The organism is Curtobacterium sp. Leaf183, assembly GCF_001424385.1.
Classification (GTDB): Bacteria; Actinomycetota; Actinomycetes; order Actinomycetales; family Microbacteriaceae; genus Curtobacterium.
Genome location: NZ_LMPO01000007.1, coordinates 85,397 through 103,439 on the forward strand (window position 1 = coordinate 85,397; position 18,043 = coordinate 103,439).

Genomic DNA, 18,043 nt, shown 5'->3' on the forward strand with positions numbered 1-18,043 from the left:
CATGGACCTCATCGGAACGATCCTCTGGCCCCTCAAGTGGGTGGTCTCGGCCATCCTCGTCGGCTTCCACTGGGTCTTCGAGAACCTCGGCATGGACCCGAGCGCCGGCATCACCTGGGTGCTGTCCATCATCTTCCTGACCTTCGTGGTCCGCGCCGCGCTGATCCCGATCTTCGTTCGCCAGATCAAGTCGCAGCGCCGCATGCTCGAGGTGGCGCCGCAGCTGAAGAAGATCCAGGACAAGTACAAGGGCAAGAAGGACCAGTTCTCGCGTGAGGCCATGAGCCGCGAGACCATGGCGCTGTACAAGGAGACCGGGACCAACCCGCTCAGCTCCTGCCTGCCGCTGCTGCTGCAGATGCCGATCTTCTTCTCGCTGTACTCGGTGCTGCACGAGGCGCAGATCAACAAGACCGGCATCGGCCTGCTCACGAACGACCTCGCCGCGTCGTTCGGCAACGCCTCGCTCTTCGGTGCGCCCCTGCACGAGACGTTCACGAACGCCTCCGGGTGGGAAGTCCGGGTCATCGCTGGCTTCATGATCGTCGTGATGACGGCGTCGCAGTTCGTCACGCAGCTGCAGCTCGTCGCCAAGAACATGTCGCCGGAGACCAAGGAGTCTCCGATGTACCGCCAGCAGAAAATGATGCTGTACGTGCTCCCCCTGATCTTCGTGATCTCGGGTCTGTCGTTCCCCCTCGGCGTCATGTTCTACTGGCTCGCCTCGAACCTCTGGACGATGGCGCAGCAGTACTTCGTCATCCGCAGCATGCCCACGCCCGGCTCCGAGGCAGCCCTTGCCCGTGAAGCCCGTCTCGCGAAGAAGGCACAGCGTCGCGGCGTCCCGGCCGGTGTCCTCGCCGAGGCCGGCGCCGGTGCCGGAGCGGCCGAGATGGAAGCCGTGCGCATCACGACACAGCGTCAGCAGCCCGTCGGCAAGCAGCGCTCGAAGAAGAACGGGAAGAGCAAGTGACCGAGCAGGACACCGCGGCGACGGTCGACACCGAGCAGGAACCGACCGAGGACGCTCGCGACGAAGCGGACATCGCGGCGGACTACATCGAAGAACTGCTCGACATCTGCGACCTCGACGGCGACATCGAGATCGAGGAGCGCGCGGGTCGTGTGTACCTGTCCGTGACGGACGAGGGCAACAGCCTGCGCGTCCTGGCGAAGCCCGACACCGTCTCCGCGCTGCAGGAACTCACCCGCATCGCCGTCCAGGCCGAGACCGGCGAGTTCAGCCGGCTCATCCTGGACGTGGGTGGCTCACGTGACGCTCGTGCGTCGGAGCTGCAGCGGCTGGTGGACACCGCCGTCGAGCGCATCGAGGCTGGTTCCCCCACGGCGGCGCTGCCGCCGATGTCGTCGTACGAGCGCAAGCTGGTGCACGACCTGGTCGCCGAGAAGGGCTTCCGATCGGAGTCCGAGGGCGAGGGTCGCGACCGTCACACGGTCATCACCCGATGACCGACGGGGTCACCCCACTGTCCGAGGATGCTGCGCGGTCGTCTGACGGCACTGCCCCACAGCCCGTGCTCGAAGACGAGCCGAGCGCTGCGGCGACGCTGTTCGGGGATCGTCTCGAGGTGGCACGGTCGTTCACGAACGAGCTCGCACGACGGGGCGAGGAACTCGGGCTGATCGGACCCCTCGAGTTGCCGCGCCTCTGGACACGACACATCCTCAACTCCGCGCTGTTGGCACCCCTCCTGGAGGCTGACGGGCACGTCGGCGACGTCGGGTCCGGTGCCGGGTTGCCTGGCCTGGTGCTGGCGATCGCCCGTCCGGACGTCACGTTCACGCTCATCGAACCGATGGAGCGTCGCGTGGAATGGCTCACCGCCGAGGCGACTCGGCTGGGTCTCGACAACGTGTTGGTCCTCCGCGCGCGTGCTGAAGACGTGTCCGATGACCTCGTCCTCGACCAGGTGACGGCTCGCGCCGTGAGCGCACTCTCGAAGCTGATCCCGATCACGGTGCCGCTCGTGCGGTCCGGTGGGCAACTCATCCTGATGAAGGGTGCCCGGGTCGATGCGGAGGTCGCAGCGGCCCGCAAGGTGATCCTGCGCAAGCGCCTGTCCGACGTCGAGGTGCTCGAGCTCGGAGCCGGTGTGGTCGAGGAGACCACCCGGGTGTTCCGGGCTACAGTTGACTGACGCCGCGCGGCGCTGAGATCGGTCGTTCGATCGGGCGGAGCGCCCCGCGTTCCACGTGAAACATCGAACCGGGGAAGAGGCACTCGTTGAGTTCATCGACCGACTACGACGCGTCGACACCGCTCGCTCGCGAGATCGCTGACCTCACTCGGCGACGGCGGGCGATCGCCACGCAGCAGTTCCCGTTGCCGGATGCGACCCGTGTCATCACGGTGTCGAACCAGAAGGGCGGCGTGGGCAAGACCACCACGACGGTCAACCTCGCCGCGGCTCTCGCCCACGGTGGCGCTCGAGTGCTGGTGATCGACCTCGATCCCCAGGGCAACGCCTCGACCGCGCTCGGGGTCAATCACCAGGCGGACGTCGCGAGCATCTACGACGTGATCGTCGACGAGGCGCCGATCGCGGACACGGTGCAGCGCTCCCCCGAGTCGGACACGCTCTGGTGCGTACCGGCGACGATCCACCTCGCCGGTGCTGAGATCGAGCTCGTCTCGCTCGTTGCCCGCGAACAGCGGCTCCGTACAGCGCTGGACCAGTACCTGTCGTCGTTGGACGAGCCGTACCACTACGTGTTCATCGACTGCCCGCCGTCGCTCGGCCTGCTGACGATCAACGCCTTCGTCGCGGCACAGGAAGTCCTGATCCCGATCCAGTGCGAGTACTACGCGCTTGAGGGGCTCAGCCAACTGCTGCGCAACATCGAACTCATCGAGCGCCACCTGAACCCGCACTTGCGGGTGTCGACGATCCTGCTGACGATGTACGACGGTCGGACCAACCTGGCCAACCAGGTGGCGAACGACGTCCGCGAACACTTCGGTGACCAGGTCCTCAAGGCCATGATCCCGCGATCAGTGCGTGTCAGCGAAGCACCGAGCTACGGCCAGAGTGTCGTGGCGTACGACGTCAATTCCAGTGGTTCGCTCTCCTACCTGGAGGCGGCCGCCGAGATCGCAGCACGAGGAGCGAAGCACTGATGGCACCCAAGCGGACTGGACTCGGCCGAGGGATCGGTGCCCTGATCCCGACGACGCCGGCACAGCAGGATCGTCCCGTCGACGTGTTCTTCCCCACCGGTGGATCGCCCGCGTCGGCGCCGGCGACCGAGCGGAACACCGCCGAGGACCTGTTGGCCGTCCCCGGTGCGCGCCTGGCGAACCTCAACCCGCTCGACATCGTTCCGAACGCACAGCAGCCGCGCAAGGAGTTCCGCGAAGAGGAACTGCAGGAACTCGTGCACTCGATCCGTGAGATCGGTCTGCTGCAGCCGATCGTGGTCCGGCCGATCGAGGGCGCCACAGGGACGCAGCCGCAGTACGAGCTCATCATGGGAGAACGTCGCTTGCGTGCGACGAAGGAGCTCGGACTCGCGACGATCCCCGCCATCGTCAAGGAAACCCCTGATGATGCCATGCTCCGGGATGCGCTGCTCGAGAACCTGCATCGCGCTCAGCTCAACCCGTTGGAAGAAGCGTCTGCCTACCAGCAGCTGCTCGCGGACTTCGGGATCACGCAGGAGCAGCTCGGGCAGCGGCTGGGCCGTTCCCGCCCGCAAATCACAAATACGATCCGCCTGCTGCGGTTGCCCTCCCCCGTGCAGCGTCGCGTTGCAGCTGGCGTGCTGTCGGCTGGCCATGCACGTGCGATCCTCGCGGCACCGGACGCACAGGCGATGGAGTACCTCGCCGAGAAGATCGTGAACGAGGACCTGTCCGTGCGCCAAGCCGAGGCTGCTGCGCAGCAGATGACGCAGGGCTCGCCGAAGAAGGCCGCCCAGCAGCCGACGAAGCGGGACGCACATTTCGTCGACGTCGCTGAACGGCTCGGTGACCGACTGAACACCCGCGTGCAGATCGCGATGGGCGCGCGCAAGGGCCGCGTGACGATCGACTTCGCGAACGCTGCTGATCTCAACCGGATCCTCACCGAGCTCGGCGCCGAGGACTTCGCGGGCTGAGCGACGAGGAGCGTTGTTCCACGTGGAACATCAGGGAGAGCCAGTTCGCAGGGGTCTGATCGTCCTCGCCGCCCGGGTGATTGCTGCCTTGGCGATGCTCGGGTCTGTCGTGGCGCTGGTGGTGTGCTTCGTGGTGGTCATCACAGCACCCGAAGGCGGCGGCGTCGACTTCAGGTTGCTCTACTTCGTCATAGCCATCGCTGTGTTGCTCCCGCTCGGCGTTTTCGCACTGCAGGCATCGTGCCGCCAGGGTCGCTGAGAAGATGCGGTGGGCATGGTCGTGTCAGCACCTATGGCGTTCGGCAACGCTTGGCATGTTCCACGTGGAACCAGAAGGACGGCGCGCTTCATCCTTGGAGACCGCACGGAAGCACCGCGGGGGATGTTCCACGTGGAACCTACGCGTTGTGGTCCCGAATGGCCTGTTCCGCGAGCTCGGCGTACGTCCACCCGAGGTCGAACCCGGATGCTGAGAGCGCCTGCGGCACCAGGGAGGTCTCGGTCAGACCCGGCAGGACGTTGGCCTCGAGGAACCACGGTGTACCGGCTCCGTCGATGATGAGGTCGACGCGCGAGATGTGGCGCAGTCCGAGTGCCCTGTGCGCATCGATGGCAGCGGCAGCTGTGGCGGCCGTGTGCTCTTCGGGGAGACGCGCCGGCGTGTAGAACGTGGTCTCCCCCGCGTTGTAGCGGGCCTCGAACCCGTAGAAGCCGTTCCGCGGGACGATCTCGACCGGGGCGAGCGCAACCGGCCCGTCCCCCGTGTCGATGATCCCGACGGCGACCTCGGTTCCACGGATGAGCTGCTCGACGACGACGTCATCGCAGTACGTGTACGCGGTCACCATGGCTCGTGGGAGATCGTTCGTGTCCTCGACCAGGGTCACGCCCTGTGCGCTGCCGCCGCGCGCGGGCTTCACCGCGAGCGGGACGGGGTGGTCAGCGGCGATCGCCTCGAGGACACCGACGGCCCCGAGTTCTCGGAACACGTCGTGCGAGAGCGTCACGGAGCGCGGTGTCCGCACGCCGGCCCTGGCGACCAGTGCGGACGCCGTGGGCTTGTCCCATGCCAGCCGGGCCGAGGTGGACCGTGAGCCGACGAACGGGATGTCCACGGCCTCCAGGATGCCGCGCAGCGCGCCGTCCTCTCCGGAAGCGCCGTGCAGGGCGGGCCAGACCACGTCGGGACGGGACTCGCGCAGCGCGGGCAGGAGCGACGCGTCCGCGTCACGGAGGTCGACCTGCCAGCCGTAGCCGGTCAGGGAGTCGGCGACTCGTCGTCCGGACCGGAGTGAGACGTCGCGCTCGTGGGAGATACCTCCCGCGACGACGACGACATGACGACGGGTGAGCTCGGCCATGCGAGAGACCTCCGGTACTGCGCGGAACGGCGGAAAGTGCTGGTCAGGAGATGTTCGGCGGCGGCGCGCTGACCGATGAGGTCTGCTGGACCACGGCGTTCGGCCGGGTTGCCGAGCCGAACGTCTCGATCAGCTCGAGTTCGTCGTTGACGACGTTCGCGAGCCGCTTGACCCCGACGCGGATCTGCTCGGCGGTCGGGTAGCAGAACGACAGACGGATGTGCTGCGCGCCTCGGCCGTCGGCGTAGAACGCGGTACCCGGTGTGTACGCCACGAGTTCCTTGACCGCGCGGGGGAGCATGCCCTTCGAGTCGAGCGACTCCGGCAGGGTCAGCCAGACGAAGAACCCACCGTTCGGTCGGGTCCAGGTCAGGTCCGGCAGGAACTCCCCCAGTGCCTGGAACATGGCGTCGCGGCGCTCGGCGTAGATGCCGCGGAAGGTGTCGATCTGGCCCTTCCAGTCGGCGGCGTCGAGGTAGGCGTTGACGACGTACTGCCCGAAGGAGTTGGGGGCGAGGACGGCGGACTCGTTCGCCAGGACGAGTTTCTCGCGGATGGCATGCGGAGCGAGGGCCCAGCCGACGCGGAACCCCGGCGCGAGGGTCTTCGAGAAGGAGCCGAGGTAGACCACGCCCTCGTCGTCGATCGAGCGGATCGCCTGCGGTGCGGGCTCGTCGAACCACAGGAGACCGTACGGGTTGTCCTCGAGCACCAGGATGTTGTTCGACCGGCAGATGTCGAGGACCTCGATGCGGCGCTCGCGGCTCATCGTGACGCCGGCCGGGTTGTGGAAGTTCGGGATCGTGTACAGGAACTTCATGCGCTTGCCAGCGGCCCGCAGACGGCCGATCGTCTCGCGTAGGGCCTCGGGGACCAGACCGTGCTCATCGGTCGCCACGTGGACGGTCTCGGCCTGGTAGGACCGGAACACGCCGATGGCACCGACGTACGACGGCGACTCGGCCAGCACGACGTCACCCGGGTCGATGAACAGCCGCGTCACGAGATCGAGCGCGTGCTGCGACCCCGTGGTGACGACGACATCCTCGGCGCTGGCACGGATGCCCTCGAGCGACATCACGTCGACGATGTGCTCACGGAGCTGCCGGAGGCCCTGGCCTCCGCCGTACTGCAGCGCCATCGCCGCGTCTTCGGTCATCACGCGGTCGATCGACCCCGTCACGAGTTCACGGGGCAGCGCGGAGACGAACGGCATGCCGCCGGCGAGTGAGACGACCTCGGGGCGGGAAGCGACGGCGAACAGGGCTCGGACCTCGGAGGCGCTCAACCCGGCGGTGCGCTGGGCGTAGGAGTCGTACCAGGGGTCGAGGCTGTTGCCGTTCGTCATCGAGTTCTCCGTTCAGAGGCGTCCCGCCACAGTACGACATGGAGTCCGCGAACCCGGGGTGTGTGTCGCGGGCCGATCCTGAACGAGTGGACCTGTCGGACACAGGCGAACGCCCCGCCCTCCGGTGCGTGGAGGACAGGGCGTCCGGGACGTGCTGGGGGTTCCTACGCCAGGAACTCGGCGAGGTCTGCTTCGAGCGCGGGCTTCGGCTTGGCGCCGATGACGGTCTTGACGACCTCGCCGCCCTTGAAGACCTTCATCGCCGGGATCGACGTGATCTGGTAGTTCATCGCCGACTGCGGGTTGTCGTCGACGTTGAGCTTGACGATCTCGATCTTGCCGGCGTGCTCTTCGGCGATCTGGTCGAGGATCGGCGAGACGGCGCGGCACGGGCCACACCACTCTGCCCAGAAGTCGACGAGGATCGTCTTGTCGGACTTCAGGACCTCGTCCGAGAAGGTGGCGTCGGTGACTGCCTTGGCGTTGGACATGTGTGCTCCTTCGAGAAGTCGTGCGATGGGTGGAACGGCGCTGGGCGCCGGACCATTCCCTAGGCCGAGATGGTGACGGGCTCGACCGGGGCGTCGCCCTCGGCCTTGCTGGTCAGGTGGTCGTCGAGGTCCGCGAGGTACTTCTCGGCGTCGAGCGCCGCGACGGCACCGGAACCCGCGGCCGTGATGGCCTGACGGTAGGTGTGGTCGAGTACGTCGCCCGCCACGAAGACCCCGGCGACGCCGACGGCGCGGGAGGTGCGGCCCTCGACGGCAATGGTGCCCTCGGGCGCGAGCTGCAGCTGCTGGTGAACGAGGTGCACACGCGGGTCGTTGCCGATCGCGATGAACAGGCCGTCGAGTGCGAGCTCCGAGGTCTCACCGGTGACGGTGTCCTTGAGCGTGACGCCCTCGACCGAGGACTCGCCGGAGATGCCGACGACTTCCTTGTTCCAGGCGAACTCGATCTTCGGGTCGTTCGCCGCGCGGTCCTGCATGATCTTCGACGCGCGCAGCGTGTCCTTGCGGTGGATGACCGTGACCTTGTCGGCGAACCGCGTGAGGAACGTGGCTTCTTCCATCGCGGAGTCGCCACCGCCGACGACCGCGATGTTCTTCTGGCGGAAGAAGAAGCCGTCGCAGGTCGCGCACCACGAGACGCCGTGGCCGGACAGGCGTTCCTCGTCGGGGAGGCCGAGCTGGCGGTAGGCCGAGCCGGTGGCGTAGATGACCGCGAGGGCCTCGTACGTCTCGCCGGAGCCGACCGTGACCTTCTTGACGTCGCCGGTGAGCTCGACCGACACGGCGTCGTCGTACAGGACCTCGGCGCCGAAGCGCTCGGCCTGTTCCTGCATCTTGATCATGAGGTCCGGGCCCTGGATCCCCTCGGGGAAACCCGGGAAGTTCTCGACCTCGGTGGTCTTGGTGAGCTCGCCGCCCGTCTCGACGCTCGACGCGACGATGAGTGGCTTGAGCTGGGCCCGCGCGGCGTAGATGCCGGCGGTGAACCCGGCCGGGCCGGAACCGATGATGATGAGCTGGCGCATGCCTTCAGTGCCCTTCCGTTGCTTCTGACCGGGTCAACGCATCCTACCGGCGACGCATTCCGACGCACCCGGGAGCGCGCACCCCGGGTGTCTGGCGCCGGGGTCAGCGCCCGAGTCGGGACCGCACCAGCGTCACGGCGTTCGCGATCTCGCCGTTCTTGGCGACGACCAACGCCCCGAAGTACACGACGACCATGACGGCGCCGGTCAGGACGAGCGTGATGAGTGCACTGGTCACGTCGGACATCGCGAAGCCGTCAGCCGAGAAGGCACCGAAGAAGTTGGCGACGAGGACCCCGACCACGCCGGCGATGAGCGCGGCGATGACGAACTGCACGTGCGATCGGGTGACGTTCGGGCCGTCGATGCCCGCCAGGCGCTTCCGCACGACGACGAGCGCGACGATGGTCTGGGCCGTGCCCGCCAGGGTGGTGCACACCGCGATGCCGACACCGATGTGCTGTGCCGGGAACGCCGCGACCGCGAGGGCACCGATGACGAACAGCCCGGACTGCACGATCTGCATGAGGAACGGCGTGCGGTGGTCGTGCAGCGCCCAGAACACGCGCTGGATGATGAAGAGCATGCTGAACAGCACCAGACCGGGCATGTAGGCGACGAGCACCCAGGCCATCGACTGGGTCAGCCAGAACGTGTTCTCCCAGACGCGGGCGAACGACGTCGACATCACGACCAGGGCCACGGACGCGAAGACCGTGAACAGCCCGACGATCCGCAACGACAGCGACAGGTTGCGCCGGACCGCCGCCAGGTCGCCCCGCTCGGCGTCGTGGCTCATCCGCGTGAAGTACGCGGTGGCGATCGACACGGTGATGATCGAGTGCGGGAGCATGAAGAGCAGCCAGCTGGTCGCGAGGGTCGCGTTGCCGGCGCCCTGGGCGAGGGACGCGACGCGGGCCTGCACCACCCCGGCGAGCTGCGTCACGAGGATCATGCCGAACAGCCACCCGGCTGCGGTGCCGGTCGCCTTGAGGCCGACACCCCGCCAGCGGAAGTCCGGCGTGAACGACAGACCCGCTCGACGCCAGAACAGCGGCAGGAACGCCGCCTGTGCCAGGACGCCGAACGACGCACTGCCGGCGAGCACGGCGATCTTCAGCGGCGTCCACGCTGCGGCTGCGGAGTTGACGTCGCGACCGCCGAACATGGCGATGAAGACGATGAGCCCGGCGATCGCGATCACGTTGTTGATCAGGGGCGCCCAGGTGAACGGCCCGAACACCTGCTTGGCGTTGAGCACCTCTCCCAGCAGCGAGTACATCGCGTAGAACAGGATCTGGGGCAGGCACCAGAAGGCGAACGCGATCGCCAGGTCGGTCTGCGCGGGCGTGAAGCCCTTGCCGCCGTCGCCGGCGCTCTGGCTGTAGATGCGCACGAGGACCGGCGCGAGCACCGTCGCGACGATGGCGATGAGCACGAAGACCGATCCGGCCAGCGTCACGATCTTGTTGACGTAAGCGGTCCCGCCGTCGCTGTTCTGCTTCATGGAGCGGACGATCTGCGGGATGAGCACCGCGGACAGCAGGCCGCCCGCGATGAGCGCGTAGATGTTGTTCGGCAGCTGGTTCGAGATCGCGAACGCGTCGGCGGCCCGGGACCCCGAGTTGCCGATCGCGTAGGCCAGCACGAAGGTCTTGGCGAACCCGAGCACGCGGGAGATCATCGTGCCCGCGGCGAGCATGGCACTGGCCCGCCCGAGGCTGCGCTGCGCGGGCTCCGCGGGGACGGTCGGGTCGGGCTGGGTGGTGCTGATGGTGGGCTCCTGGGGGGCGCTCACGTCGTGCGCGCGGTCGGACGGGAGGACCGGCCCGGCTTCGGCACGGGCGATCGCGTCGTCGAGACGGTCGGCCCCCTCGGCGGCGGCGAGCGGGGTGCTGGAACCGGCGGTCGCCATCGCGGTGGCCGACCCGGCAGGGTGGTCCTCTCCCTCGGCGCGGTCGTCGTCCGACGGCTCCTGGTACAGGCGGTTGGGGTCCTCGTCGACCTCGGCCGGCTCGCCGTTCCGGCGACGACGCAGGCGCCGACGGACGTTGCGGTAGATCCCGAGCCCGAAGATCAACACCACGGCGATCGCCGCCGCCGCCGTGATGAACGTCTCCCACTGCGCCTGCACGTTGATCTCGACCGTGGCCGGGTCGGCGATGCGGACGCCCGTCGCGCTGGTGAGCGACATCGTGAGCTCGACCTTGCCGTTCGCGACGGACTGCACCGGGAAGGTGACCCGGCTGGACGAGTCGGGCTGGACCGTCACCTCGACCGCGTTCTTCTCGATGCGCAGGAACGAGTTCGACGGCTGGACCGTCAGGAAGACCGTGACCGGGTACGCCGAGCGGTTGCGCACCGAGATCGGCAGCGAGGACCGGTCACCGAGCAGGGTGATGCTGCTGCCGTCGAGGATCCCCACGCTCGAGACGTCCTTCGCGACCCTCGTCACCCGGGTGTCGACGGCCTGCACGAACCCGTCGTCGTCGCTGCGCCAGGAGTTCGAGGCCGCGGCCAGGTCGGCGACACGTGCCGGGGCGGTGAGGTCGGTCGGGGTCGTGATGGCCGAGGCGAAGTCGGTGAGGTCCTTCGAGGCCTCGACCAGACGACGCAGCTGGTCGAGCCGGCTGTCGCTGTCCGACGAGCTGCTGAGCGAGACGGACCCTGGCGTCACGGCGGCCGTCGTGGAGAGGTCGGCCGGGGACACCCACGGGGTGTTCTCGAGTGCGTCGAGGGCTTGCTGCAGGCGGGTCGAGTCGGTCGGCCAGGCGCGGCCGAGAGTGAGCAGCACCGGACCGGTGGTGCCGCCCTGGCGTGACGCGGTGGCGAGCGTCGCGGTCAGTTCGCTCATCGCGCTCGACCAGGCACGCTGGGTCGTCGCGGTCGCGGCGTCGTGGAGCAGGTCGGACATGCCCTGGTCCGACACGAGCACCCGGTGGTCGTCGATCTTCTCCGAGGCGGTGATCGTCGTGTCCGCACCGGCGGAGGTGTTCCCGCTGGCGACGATCGTCGCCGTGGTGCCGGTATCGGTCAGCGCACTGAGGTCGTCCGTCGCCACGGTGCCCTCGGCGGGCCACGCGATCGACGACATCGTGTACGGGAAGTCGAGGAGCTGTGCCGTCGTGGGGATGGTGGTCGGCTGGTCGTCCGGCGCGGTGCCGGTCGTGCCGTTCGGGTCGGCGGTCGCGGTGGCGCTGGCACTCGCGGACGGGTCCGCGGTCGCGGTCGCACTGCCGGTCGGGGTGGGGGCCGGGGTGGACGCACCGGGGAAGTCGTCGGGCTTCACGAGCTGGTCGAGGGAGATCGGACCGAGGATGCCCGACGCCCCCGCCTGGCGCAGCCCCGTGACGTCGGCGTCGGCGTACGGCAGCGCGAAGGTCTCGTTACGCATGCCCTCGAGCCGCTGCAGCCAGGCCGTCGCGGACGAGGGGGCGTTCTCGCCGAGGATGCGGATCGACGCGATGATCCGGGGGTCGATGCCGAGCGCGACGTTGTGGTCCTGGGCGGCGTCGAGCTGCGCCGTCAGGGTGCCGTCGAGCGCCGTCGCCGCGGCCAGGTCCTTCGCGCTGACGAGCCCGCCGGAACCGGCCGGCATCGTGATCGGCATCGCCACCGAGACCCCGACTGGCGTCTGCTCGTAGTTCGGGTACCAGGTGACCGCCGAGCGTGCCACGGCCGTCGTCGACCCGGCGCGGTAGTCGGCCGCGATGCGCCGCGCACCGAACGAGGAGTACCCGGACAGCCCGAGGTTGCCGGGGACGACCCGGACGTCGTCGAGGGTGACCGATCGATGCGCCGGCACGGCCGGGACGTCCACCGAGCCCATCGGCGCGCCGAAGTAACCCGTTGTGCTGGTGTCGGCGAGCCAGTCGCTGATGACGTCCCGCGTCCCCGCGTACTGCCGGAAGATGTCGAGCTCGGCGGTGCCCGCCGGCAGCTCGGTGTCGGTGTCGTTCGTGACCGTCACCGAGAGCGTGAGGTCCTGGTCCGGCTGCAGCACACCTCGGTCTGCCGGCACGATCTCGATGGAGGCCTTGCCCGCCTGCGCCGCGACCGGTCGTGCGACGTGCGTGGACGTCGTCGGGGCGGTCGTCGCCTGCGCTGCCGTGACCGACGCGGGCGTGACGACGAGGCCGAGGGCGACCAGGGCGGACGCGGCGGCGGCGAGCGTGGATCGGAGGATGCGCATACGAGGGCGGCCCGGGATCGGTTCGGACCTCGGACGAGTGTATGAGGCCGGACCATGAGAGCCCGGCGTGCACGCGGAGGTGGTGGACAACCGGCGGCGTCGATCTGGGATGATCGACGACGTCATGCAGTCCGTTGCCCAGGCCGTCGAACGACTCGACGCACTCGCCGCCACCGCGCCCGTCGCGGCGCTCGCCCGCGCGTTCGCCGAGGCCGGGCACGAGCTCGCGCTCGTCGGGGGTCCCGTGCGCGACGCGTTCCTCGGACGCCCGGTGACCGACCTCGACTTCACGACGGACGCCCGTCCCGACGCCGTCCTGGCGATCGTCGAGCCGATCGCGAGCGCCACCTGGGACGTCGGTCGGCAGTTCGGCACCATCGCCGCCCGGGTGCAGGGCGAACAGGTGGAGATCACGACGTACCGCAGCGACGTCTACGACGGTGCGACCCGCAAGCCCGAGGTGGCGTTCGGCGACACCATCGAGGACGACCTGCTGCGTCGCGACTTCACCGTCAACGCGATGGCCCTCCGGCTGCCCGACCGCGAGCTCGTGGACGTGCACGGTGGCGTCGAGGACCTGCTCGCGGGTCGACTCCGCACGCCGCAGACCGCGACCGTGTCCTTCCGCGACGACCCGCTGCGGATGATGCGTGCGGCGCGCTTCACAGCCCAGCTCGGGTTCACCGTGTCCGACGAGGTGCGCCTCGCGATGCAGGAGCTCGTCGACTCGATCGACATCGTCTCCGCCGAACGCGTGCGCGACGAGCTCGTCAAGCTGCTCAACACGGACGATCCCGTCCCCGGACTCCGGCTGCTCGTCGACACCGGCCTGGCCGAGCGGTTCCTGCCGGAGCTTCCCGCGATGTGCCTGGAGATCGACGAGCACCACCACCACAAGGACGTGTACGAGCACTCGCTCACCGTCCTGACCCAGGCGATCGGGTACGAGCACGAACGGCACGCCGGCGACGCCCCCGACACCGTGCTGCGGCTCGCTGCGCTCCTGCACGACATCGGCAAGCCGGCGACCCGCAAGCTCGAGCCCGGTGGCGCCGTGAGCTTCCACCACCACGACCTGGTCGGGTCGAAGCTCGCGAAGAAGCGGCTGCGGGCCCTGCGCTTCGACAACGACACGATCGCGGCCGTCGCCCGGCTGATCGAGCTGCACCTGCGCTTCTTCGGGTACACCGACGGCGCCTGGACCGACTCCGCCGTGCGCCGGTACGTCCGCGACGCCGGACCCCAACTCGAGCGGCTGCACGAACTGACCCGGTCGGACGTGACGACGCGCAACCGGCGCAAGGCCGACCGGCTGGCGTTCGCCTACGACGACCTCGAGGAACGCATCCGCGTGCTGGCGGACCAGGAGGAACTCGACTCCCTGCGCCCCGACCTGACCGGCGACGACATCATGCGGGTCCTCGACATCCCGCCGGGGCGTGCCGTGGGCGAGGCCTACCGGTTCCTGCTCGAGGCGCGGATGGACGAGGGCCCCCTCGGGCCCGACCGGGCAGAGCAGCGCCTGCGCGAGTGGTGGGCCGCGCGCGACGAGAGCGCCTGACCGCAGGGCCGACCGCCTGACCGCCGCACACCGATCTGCCGGACCGGTAGCGGCCCTCCAGGCTGTCCGCTAGGCTTGCGGGGTTGTGCCGACCGCACCTGCGTGTCGGCGCACATGCATCAACCCTCCTGTTCCGGGAACCGCCCGGAGCCGCCAAGACCAAAGGAGGTGGGTTCCGCATGCACAAGTACGAACTGATGGCGATCCTCGACCCCGAGCTCGACGAGCGCACCGTCGCTCCCAGCCTGGACAAGTTCCTCGCCGTGATCCGCAACGACGGTGGCACCGTCGACAACGTGGACGTCTGGGGCCGTCGTCGTCTCGCTTACGAGATCGCCAAGAAGAACGAAGGCCTCTACGCCGTCGTGAACTTCACGTCCTCCGCCGACGCCGCCAAGGAGCTCGACCGTCAGCTCGGTCTCTCCGAGGCCGTGCTCCGCACGAAGGTCCTGCGCGCTGAAGAGGGCATGGCGCAGGTCGCCGCCCAGAAGCAGCGCGACGAGGCCCGTGCCGCTCGCAAGGCAGCCAACGCTGCCGCTGCCCCGGCCGCCGCGACCGCGAGCGCCGAGTAACCGATGGCCGGCGAAACCGTCATCACGGTGGTGGGCAACCTCACTGCTGACCCCGAGCTGCGCTACACGCAGAACGGGCTCGCTGTGGCGAACTTCACCATCGCGTCCACCCCTCGCACGTTCGACCGTCAGGCGAACGAGTGGAAGGACGGCGACGCGCTGTTCCTCCGTGCGAGCGTGTGGCGCGAGTTCGCCGAGCACGTCGCGGGGTCGCTGACGAAGGGCTCGCGCGTCATCGCGCAGGGCCGTCTGCGTCAGCGCTCGTACCAGGACCGTGAGGGCCAGCAGCGTACGAGCATCGAACTCGAGGTCGACGAGATCGGCCCGTCGCTCCGGTACGCGACCGCCCAGATCACCCGTGCAGCGGGTGGCAGTGGCGGCGGTCGTGGCCAGGTCGGCGGCGGTTCGGGCGGCGGCAACTTCGGTGGCAACGGCGGTGGCGGCAACGCTTCCGGCGGCGGCCGCTCGGACGAGCCGTGGTCCCCGCAGGGTGGCCAGCAGCAGGGTGGTGGAGCACAGTCGAACGACGTGTGGTCGACCCCCGGTGGCACCTACGACGACGAGACCCCGTTCTGATCCGTCCGCGGACACAACACTTCTTCTTCTCCTAAGGAAAAATCATGGCTGGAAAGAGCACCGGCGACCGCCGGAAGCCTCGCGGCAAGGGCGGCAAGAACGCCGCTCCCGCGAAGGCGATCAAGGTCGGCGTCATCGACTACAAGGACGTCGCGACCCTTCGCAAGTTCATCTCGGAGCGTGGAAAGATCCGCGCCCGTCGCATCACCGGCGTCTCCGTCCAGGAGCAGCGCCTCATCGCCCGTGCCGTGAAGAACGCCCGTGAGATGGCGCTCCTCCCCTACGCCGGCTCCGGCCGCTGATCAGGAGGATCACCATGTCCAAGCTCATCCTCACCCACGAGGTCTCCGGCCTCGGCTCCGCCGGTGACGTCGTCGACGTCAAGAACGGCTACGCCCGCAACTACCTCGTCCCCCAGGGCTTCGCTGTCGCGTGGTCCAAGGGCGGCGAGAAGCAGGTCGAGTCGATCCGCGCCGGCCGTGCCGCGCGCGAGCTCGCCACCATCGAAGAGGCACAGGACCTCAAGATGAAGCTCGAGAACGCCACCATCCAGCTGACCGTCAAGGCCGGCAAGGACGGTCGCCTGTTCGGCTCCGTCCGTCCCGCCGACGTCGCAGACGCCGTGCAGGCTCAGGGTGTCGGCTCGCTCGACAAGCGCAAGGTCGAGGTCCCCGCGACCATCAAGACCGTCGGTGACCACGAGGCCACCGTCCGTCTGCGCGAGGACATCACTGCCGTGATCTCGCTCAAGGTCGTCGCCGCCAAGTAAGGCTGCTTCGGTCCGACAGCGTCGGTTCCGTCGGAAGGCGGGTCTCCACACAGGAGGCCCACCTTCCGTCGTTCCCGCCGGGGTGCGGGTGCTGTGCCCGATTCGGGAGGCCCGCCTTCCGTCGTTCCCGCTGGTCGCGGATCCGTCTCGGCCCGTTTCGAGCCGCGCGGCCGGCCTCGCTGGTTACCGTCCGGACCGCTCCGCGGTTGGCTGTGAACCAGCCGGGAGACTTCGAACCCCGAGGTCGTTTGTCAAGTCGTTTCACACAGTGGCAACGTCAAATCGGGAACCTTCAAGCGCACATTGAAGCCCGGTTGTCCACACACAGTGTGGAAATGAAAAGCCCAGGTCAGCCGGTCGAAAGTATGTTCTCAGGCCCCTGTTTCCACAGGCCTGTCCACAGCTGTCCACACACGTTCCCGGCGTGTTCCGCAGTCTCTCCACAGAGTTGTCCACAGGGCCGTTTGCTGGGGATAACTTCGTACCCGTAGCTTGGCCCAGCGACTCGGGGATGTCGGTCGCACGGGGTAGAACTGCCTGGTCCGGTGTCGTCCGGACGGGTCGCTGAACTGAAGGAGCTCGCGTGTCGATCGCACACCTGGACACGGCGCCGCAGGACTACGCGGAGCGTGGCGGGAGCTACGGCGATCGCGGTGGGATGGAGCGCACTCCCCCGCACGACCTGCTGGCCGAGCAGTCGACCATCGGCGGCATGCTGCTGTCGAAGGACGCCGTCGCCGACGTGATCGAGACCGCTCGCGGGGTGGACTTCTACATCCCCAAGCACGAGGTGATCTTCGACGCCATCCTGTCGCTGTACTCCCACGGTGAGCCCACGGACGTCATCGCCGTCACGGACGAGCTGACGAAGACCGGTCTGCTGTCCCGAGCCGGCGGCGCCGAGTACCTGCACAGCGTCACGAGCATGGTGCCGACCGCGGCGAACGCCGGGTACTACGCCGCGATCGTCGCCGAGAAGGCGGTGCTGCGGCGTCTCGTCGACGCCGGCACCCGCATCGTGCAGATGGGCTACGCGTCCGAGGGTGAAGTCACCGACCTGGTCAACAGCGCCCAGGCCGAGGTCTACAACGTCGCCGGCGGGGTGCAGACCGAGGACTACGTCCCGCTGACCGAGGCGATCTCGGCGGCCATCGACGAGATCGAAGCCGCCAAGGGCCGCGACGGGCAGATGACCGGCGTGCCGACCGGGTTCGCGCAGCTCGACGGCCTGACCAACGGCTTCCACCCCGGGCAGCTCATCATCATCGCCGCGCGACCCGCACTCGGCAAGTCAACGCTCGCGCTCGACCTGTGCCGCGCCGCCGCCGTCAAGCACGACCAGACCGCCGCGTTCTTCTCGCTCGAGATGGGCCGTGCCGAGATCGCGATGCGTCTGCTGTCCGCCGAGACCAGCGTGCCCCTGCAGAACATGCGCAAGGGCACCGTCGACTCCCGCGACTGGACCACAATCGCGCAGACCCGTGGGCGCATCAACGACGCCCCGTTCTTCATCGACGACTCCCCCAACATGACGCTGGTCGAGATCCGCGCCAAGTGCCGTCGACTCAAGCAGCAGCACAACCTCAAGCTCGTGGTCATCGACTACCTGCAGCTGATGACCTCGGGCAAGAAGGTCGAGAGTCGCCAGCAAGAGGTCTCAGAGTTCTCGCGTGCGCTGAAGCTCATGGCGAAGGAGCTGCAGGTCCCCGTCATCGCGCTGTCGCAGCTGAACCGTGGGCCCGAGCAGCGTGCCGACAAGAAGCCGATGATCTCCGACCTGCGAGAGTCGGGGTCCATCGAGCAGGACGCCGACATGGTGATCCTGCTGCACCGTGAGTCGGCGTACGAGAAGGACAATCCGCGCCAGGGTGAGGCGGACCTGATCGTCGCGAAGCACCGCAACGGGCCGACGGACACGATCACGGTGGCGTTCCACGGGATGTTCTCGCGGTTCGTGGACATGCCGCAGTAGAACGACAAGTTGTGAACGGACATGCAAAGTGTCGCC

General features: G+C 68.4%; 17 protein-coding genes. 12 read left to right on the forward strand and 5 right to left on the reverse strand.

Annotation, left to right across the window (positions count from 1 at the left end; genetic code table 11):
- Window position 1: 1 nt before the first annotated feature.
- The 6 genes from yidC to ASG04_RS04770 all read left to right on the forward strand — a co-directional run bounded on the left by yidC (window position 2) and on the right by ASG04_RS04770 (window position 4,378).
- Entirely contained in the window at window positions 2-973 is a 972-nt protein-coding gene (gene yidC, locus ASG04_RS04745; protein ID WP_056121591.1) for a membrane protein insertase YidC, read from the forward strand.
- Window positions 970-1,470: a protein jag gene (locus ASG04_RS04750; protein ID WP_056121003.1), complete on the forward strand. Its 501-nt coding sequence runs from the start codon at window positions 970-972 to the stop codon at window positions 1,468-1,470. Before yidC ends, ASG04_RS04750 begins: the two co-directional genes overlap by 4 nt.
- On the forward strand, window positions 1,467-2,159 hold the full coding sequence (gene rsmG / locus ASG04_RS04755; RefSeq protein WP_082517820.1) for a 16S rRNA (guanine(527)-N(7))-methyltransferase RsmG: 693 nt from the start codon (window positions 1,467-1,469) through the stop codon (window positions 2,157-2,159). Before ASG04_RS04750 ends, rsmG begins: the two co-directional genes overlap by 4 nt.
- A gap of 86 nt (window positions 2,160-2,245) precedes the next feature.
- On the forward strand, window positions 2,246-3,139 hold the full coding sequence (locus tag ASG04_RS04760) for a ParA family protein (RefSeq protein WP_284158119.1): 894 nt from the start codon (window positions 2,246-2,248) through the stop codon (window positions 3,137-3,139).
- Complete coding sequence (locus ASG04_RS04765; protein WP_056121007.1) at window positions 3,139-4,119, forward strand: ParB/RepB/Spo0J family partition protein; 981 nt, start codon at window positions 3,139-3,141, stop codon at window positions 4,117-4,119. The genes ASG04_RS04760 and ASG04_RS04765 overlap by 1 nt, the downstream gene beginning before the upstream one ends.
- Before the next feature lie 22 nt (window positions 4,120-4,141).
- Window positions 4,142-4,378 (forward strand): hypothetical protein, encoded by a 237-nt coding sequence (locus tag ASG04_RS04770; RefSeq protein ID WP_156463531.1) that lies wholly within the window; start codon window positions 4,142-4,144, stop codon window positions 4,376-4,378.
- Between the two features lie 139 nt (window positions 4,379-4,517).
- Here ASG04_RS04770 and ASG04_RS04775 read toward each other — a convergent pair whose 3' ends face one another.
- From ASG04_RS04775 to ASG04_RS17795, 5 genes are all read right to left on the reverse strand, one after another.
- Window positions 4,518-5,480: a D-alanine--D-alanine ligase gene (locus ASG04_RS04775; RefSeq protein WP_056121012.1), complete on the reverse strand. Its 963-nt coding sequence runs from the start codon at window positions 5,478-5,480 to the stop codon at window positions 4,518-4,520.
- Between the two features lie 43 nt (window positions 5,481-5,523).
- Window positions 5,524-6,828, reverse strand: a complete 1,305-nt coding sequence (locus tag ASG04_RS04780; protein WP_056121014.1) for a PLP-dependent aminotransferase family protein — start codon at window positions 6,826-6,828, stop codon at window positions 5,524-5,526.
- A gap of 164 nt (window positions 6,829-6,992) precedes the next feature.
- A complete protein-coding gene (gene trxA / locus ASG04_RS04785) occupies window positions 6,993-7,319 on the reverse strand; it encodes a thioredoxin (RefSeq protein WP_017887828.1) in 327 nt (108 codons plus the stop codon).
- Window positions 7,320-7,378: 59 nt separating this feature from the next.
- A complete protein-coding gene (gene trxB / locus ASG04_RS04790) occupies window positions 7,379-8,365 on the reverse strand; it encodes a thioredoxin-disulfide reductase (protein ID WP_056121016.1) in 987 nt (328 codons plus the stop codon).
- A 103-nt stretch (window positions 8,366-8,468) separates the two neighbouring features.
- A complete protein-coding gene (locus ASG04_RS17795; RefSeq protein WP_235515438.1) occupies window positions 8,469-12,557 on the reverse strand; it encodes a DUF6049 family protein in 4,089 nt (1,362 codons plus the stop codon).
- Between the two features lie 124 nt (window positions 12,558-12,681).
- On the opposite strand from ASG04_RS17795, the gene ASG04_RS04800 reads away from it, so the two are divergent.
- From ASG04_RS04800 to dnaB, 6 genes are all read left to right on the forward strand, one after another.
- Entirely contained in the window at window positions 12,682-14,118 is a 1,437-nt protein-coding gene (locus ASG04_RS04800; protein WP_056121596.1) for a CCA tRNA nucleotidyltransferase, read from the forward strand.
- A gap of 179 nt (window positions 14,119-14,297) precedes the next feature.
- Entirely contained in the window at window positions 14,298-14,690 is a 393-nt protein-coding gene (rpsF, locus tag ASG04_RS04805) for a 30S ribosomal protein S6 (RefSeq protein WP_056121018.1), read from the forward strand.
- A gap of 3 nt (window positions 14,691-14,693) precedes the next feature.
- Entirely contained in the window at window positions 14,694-15,266 is a 573-nt protein-coding gene (locus ASG04_RS04810; protein ID WP_056121019.1) for a single-stranded DNA-binding protein, read from the forward strand.
- Between the two features lie 44 nt (window positions 15,267-15,310).
- Window positions 15,311-15,568: a 30S ribosomal protein S18 gene (gene rpsR / locus ASG04_RS04815; RefSeq protein WP_056121021.1), complete on the forward strand. Its 258-nt coding sequence runs from the start codon at window positions 15,311-15,313 to the stop codon at window positions 15,566-15,568.
- Window positions 15,569-15,582: 14 nt separating this feature from the next.
- Window positions 15,583-16,035 (forward strand): 50S ribosomal protein L9, encoded by a 453-nt coding sequence (rplI, locus tag ASG04_RS04820; protein WP_056121023.1) that lies wholly within the window; start codon window positions 15,583-15,585, stop codon window positions 16,033-16,035.
- 583 nt (window positions 16,036-16,618) lie between these two features.
- Window positions 16,619-18,007 carry a replicative DNA helicase gene (gene dnaB, locus ASG04_RS04825; protein ID WP_056121026.1) on the forward strand — a complete coding sequence of 463 codons (1,389 nt, stop codon included), beginning with the start codon at window positions 16,619-16,621 and terminating at the stop codon, window positions 18,005-18,007.
- Window positions 18,008-18,043 lie beyond the last annotated feature (36 nt).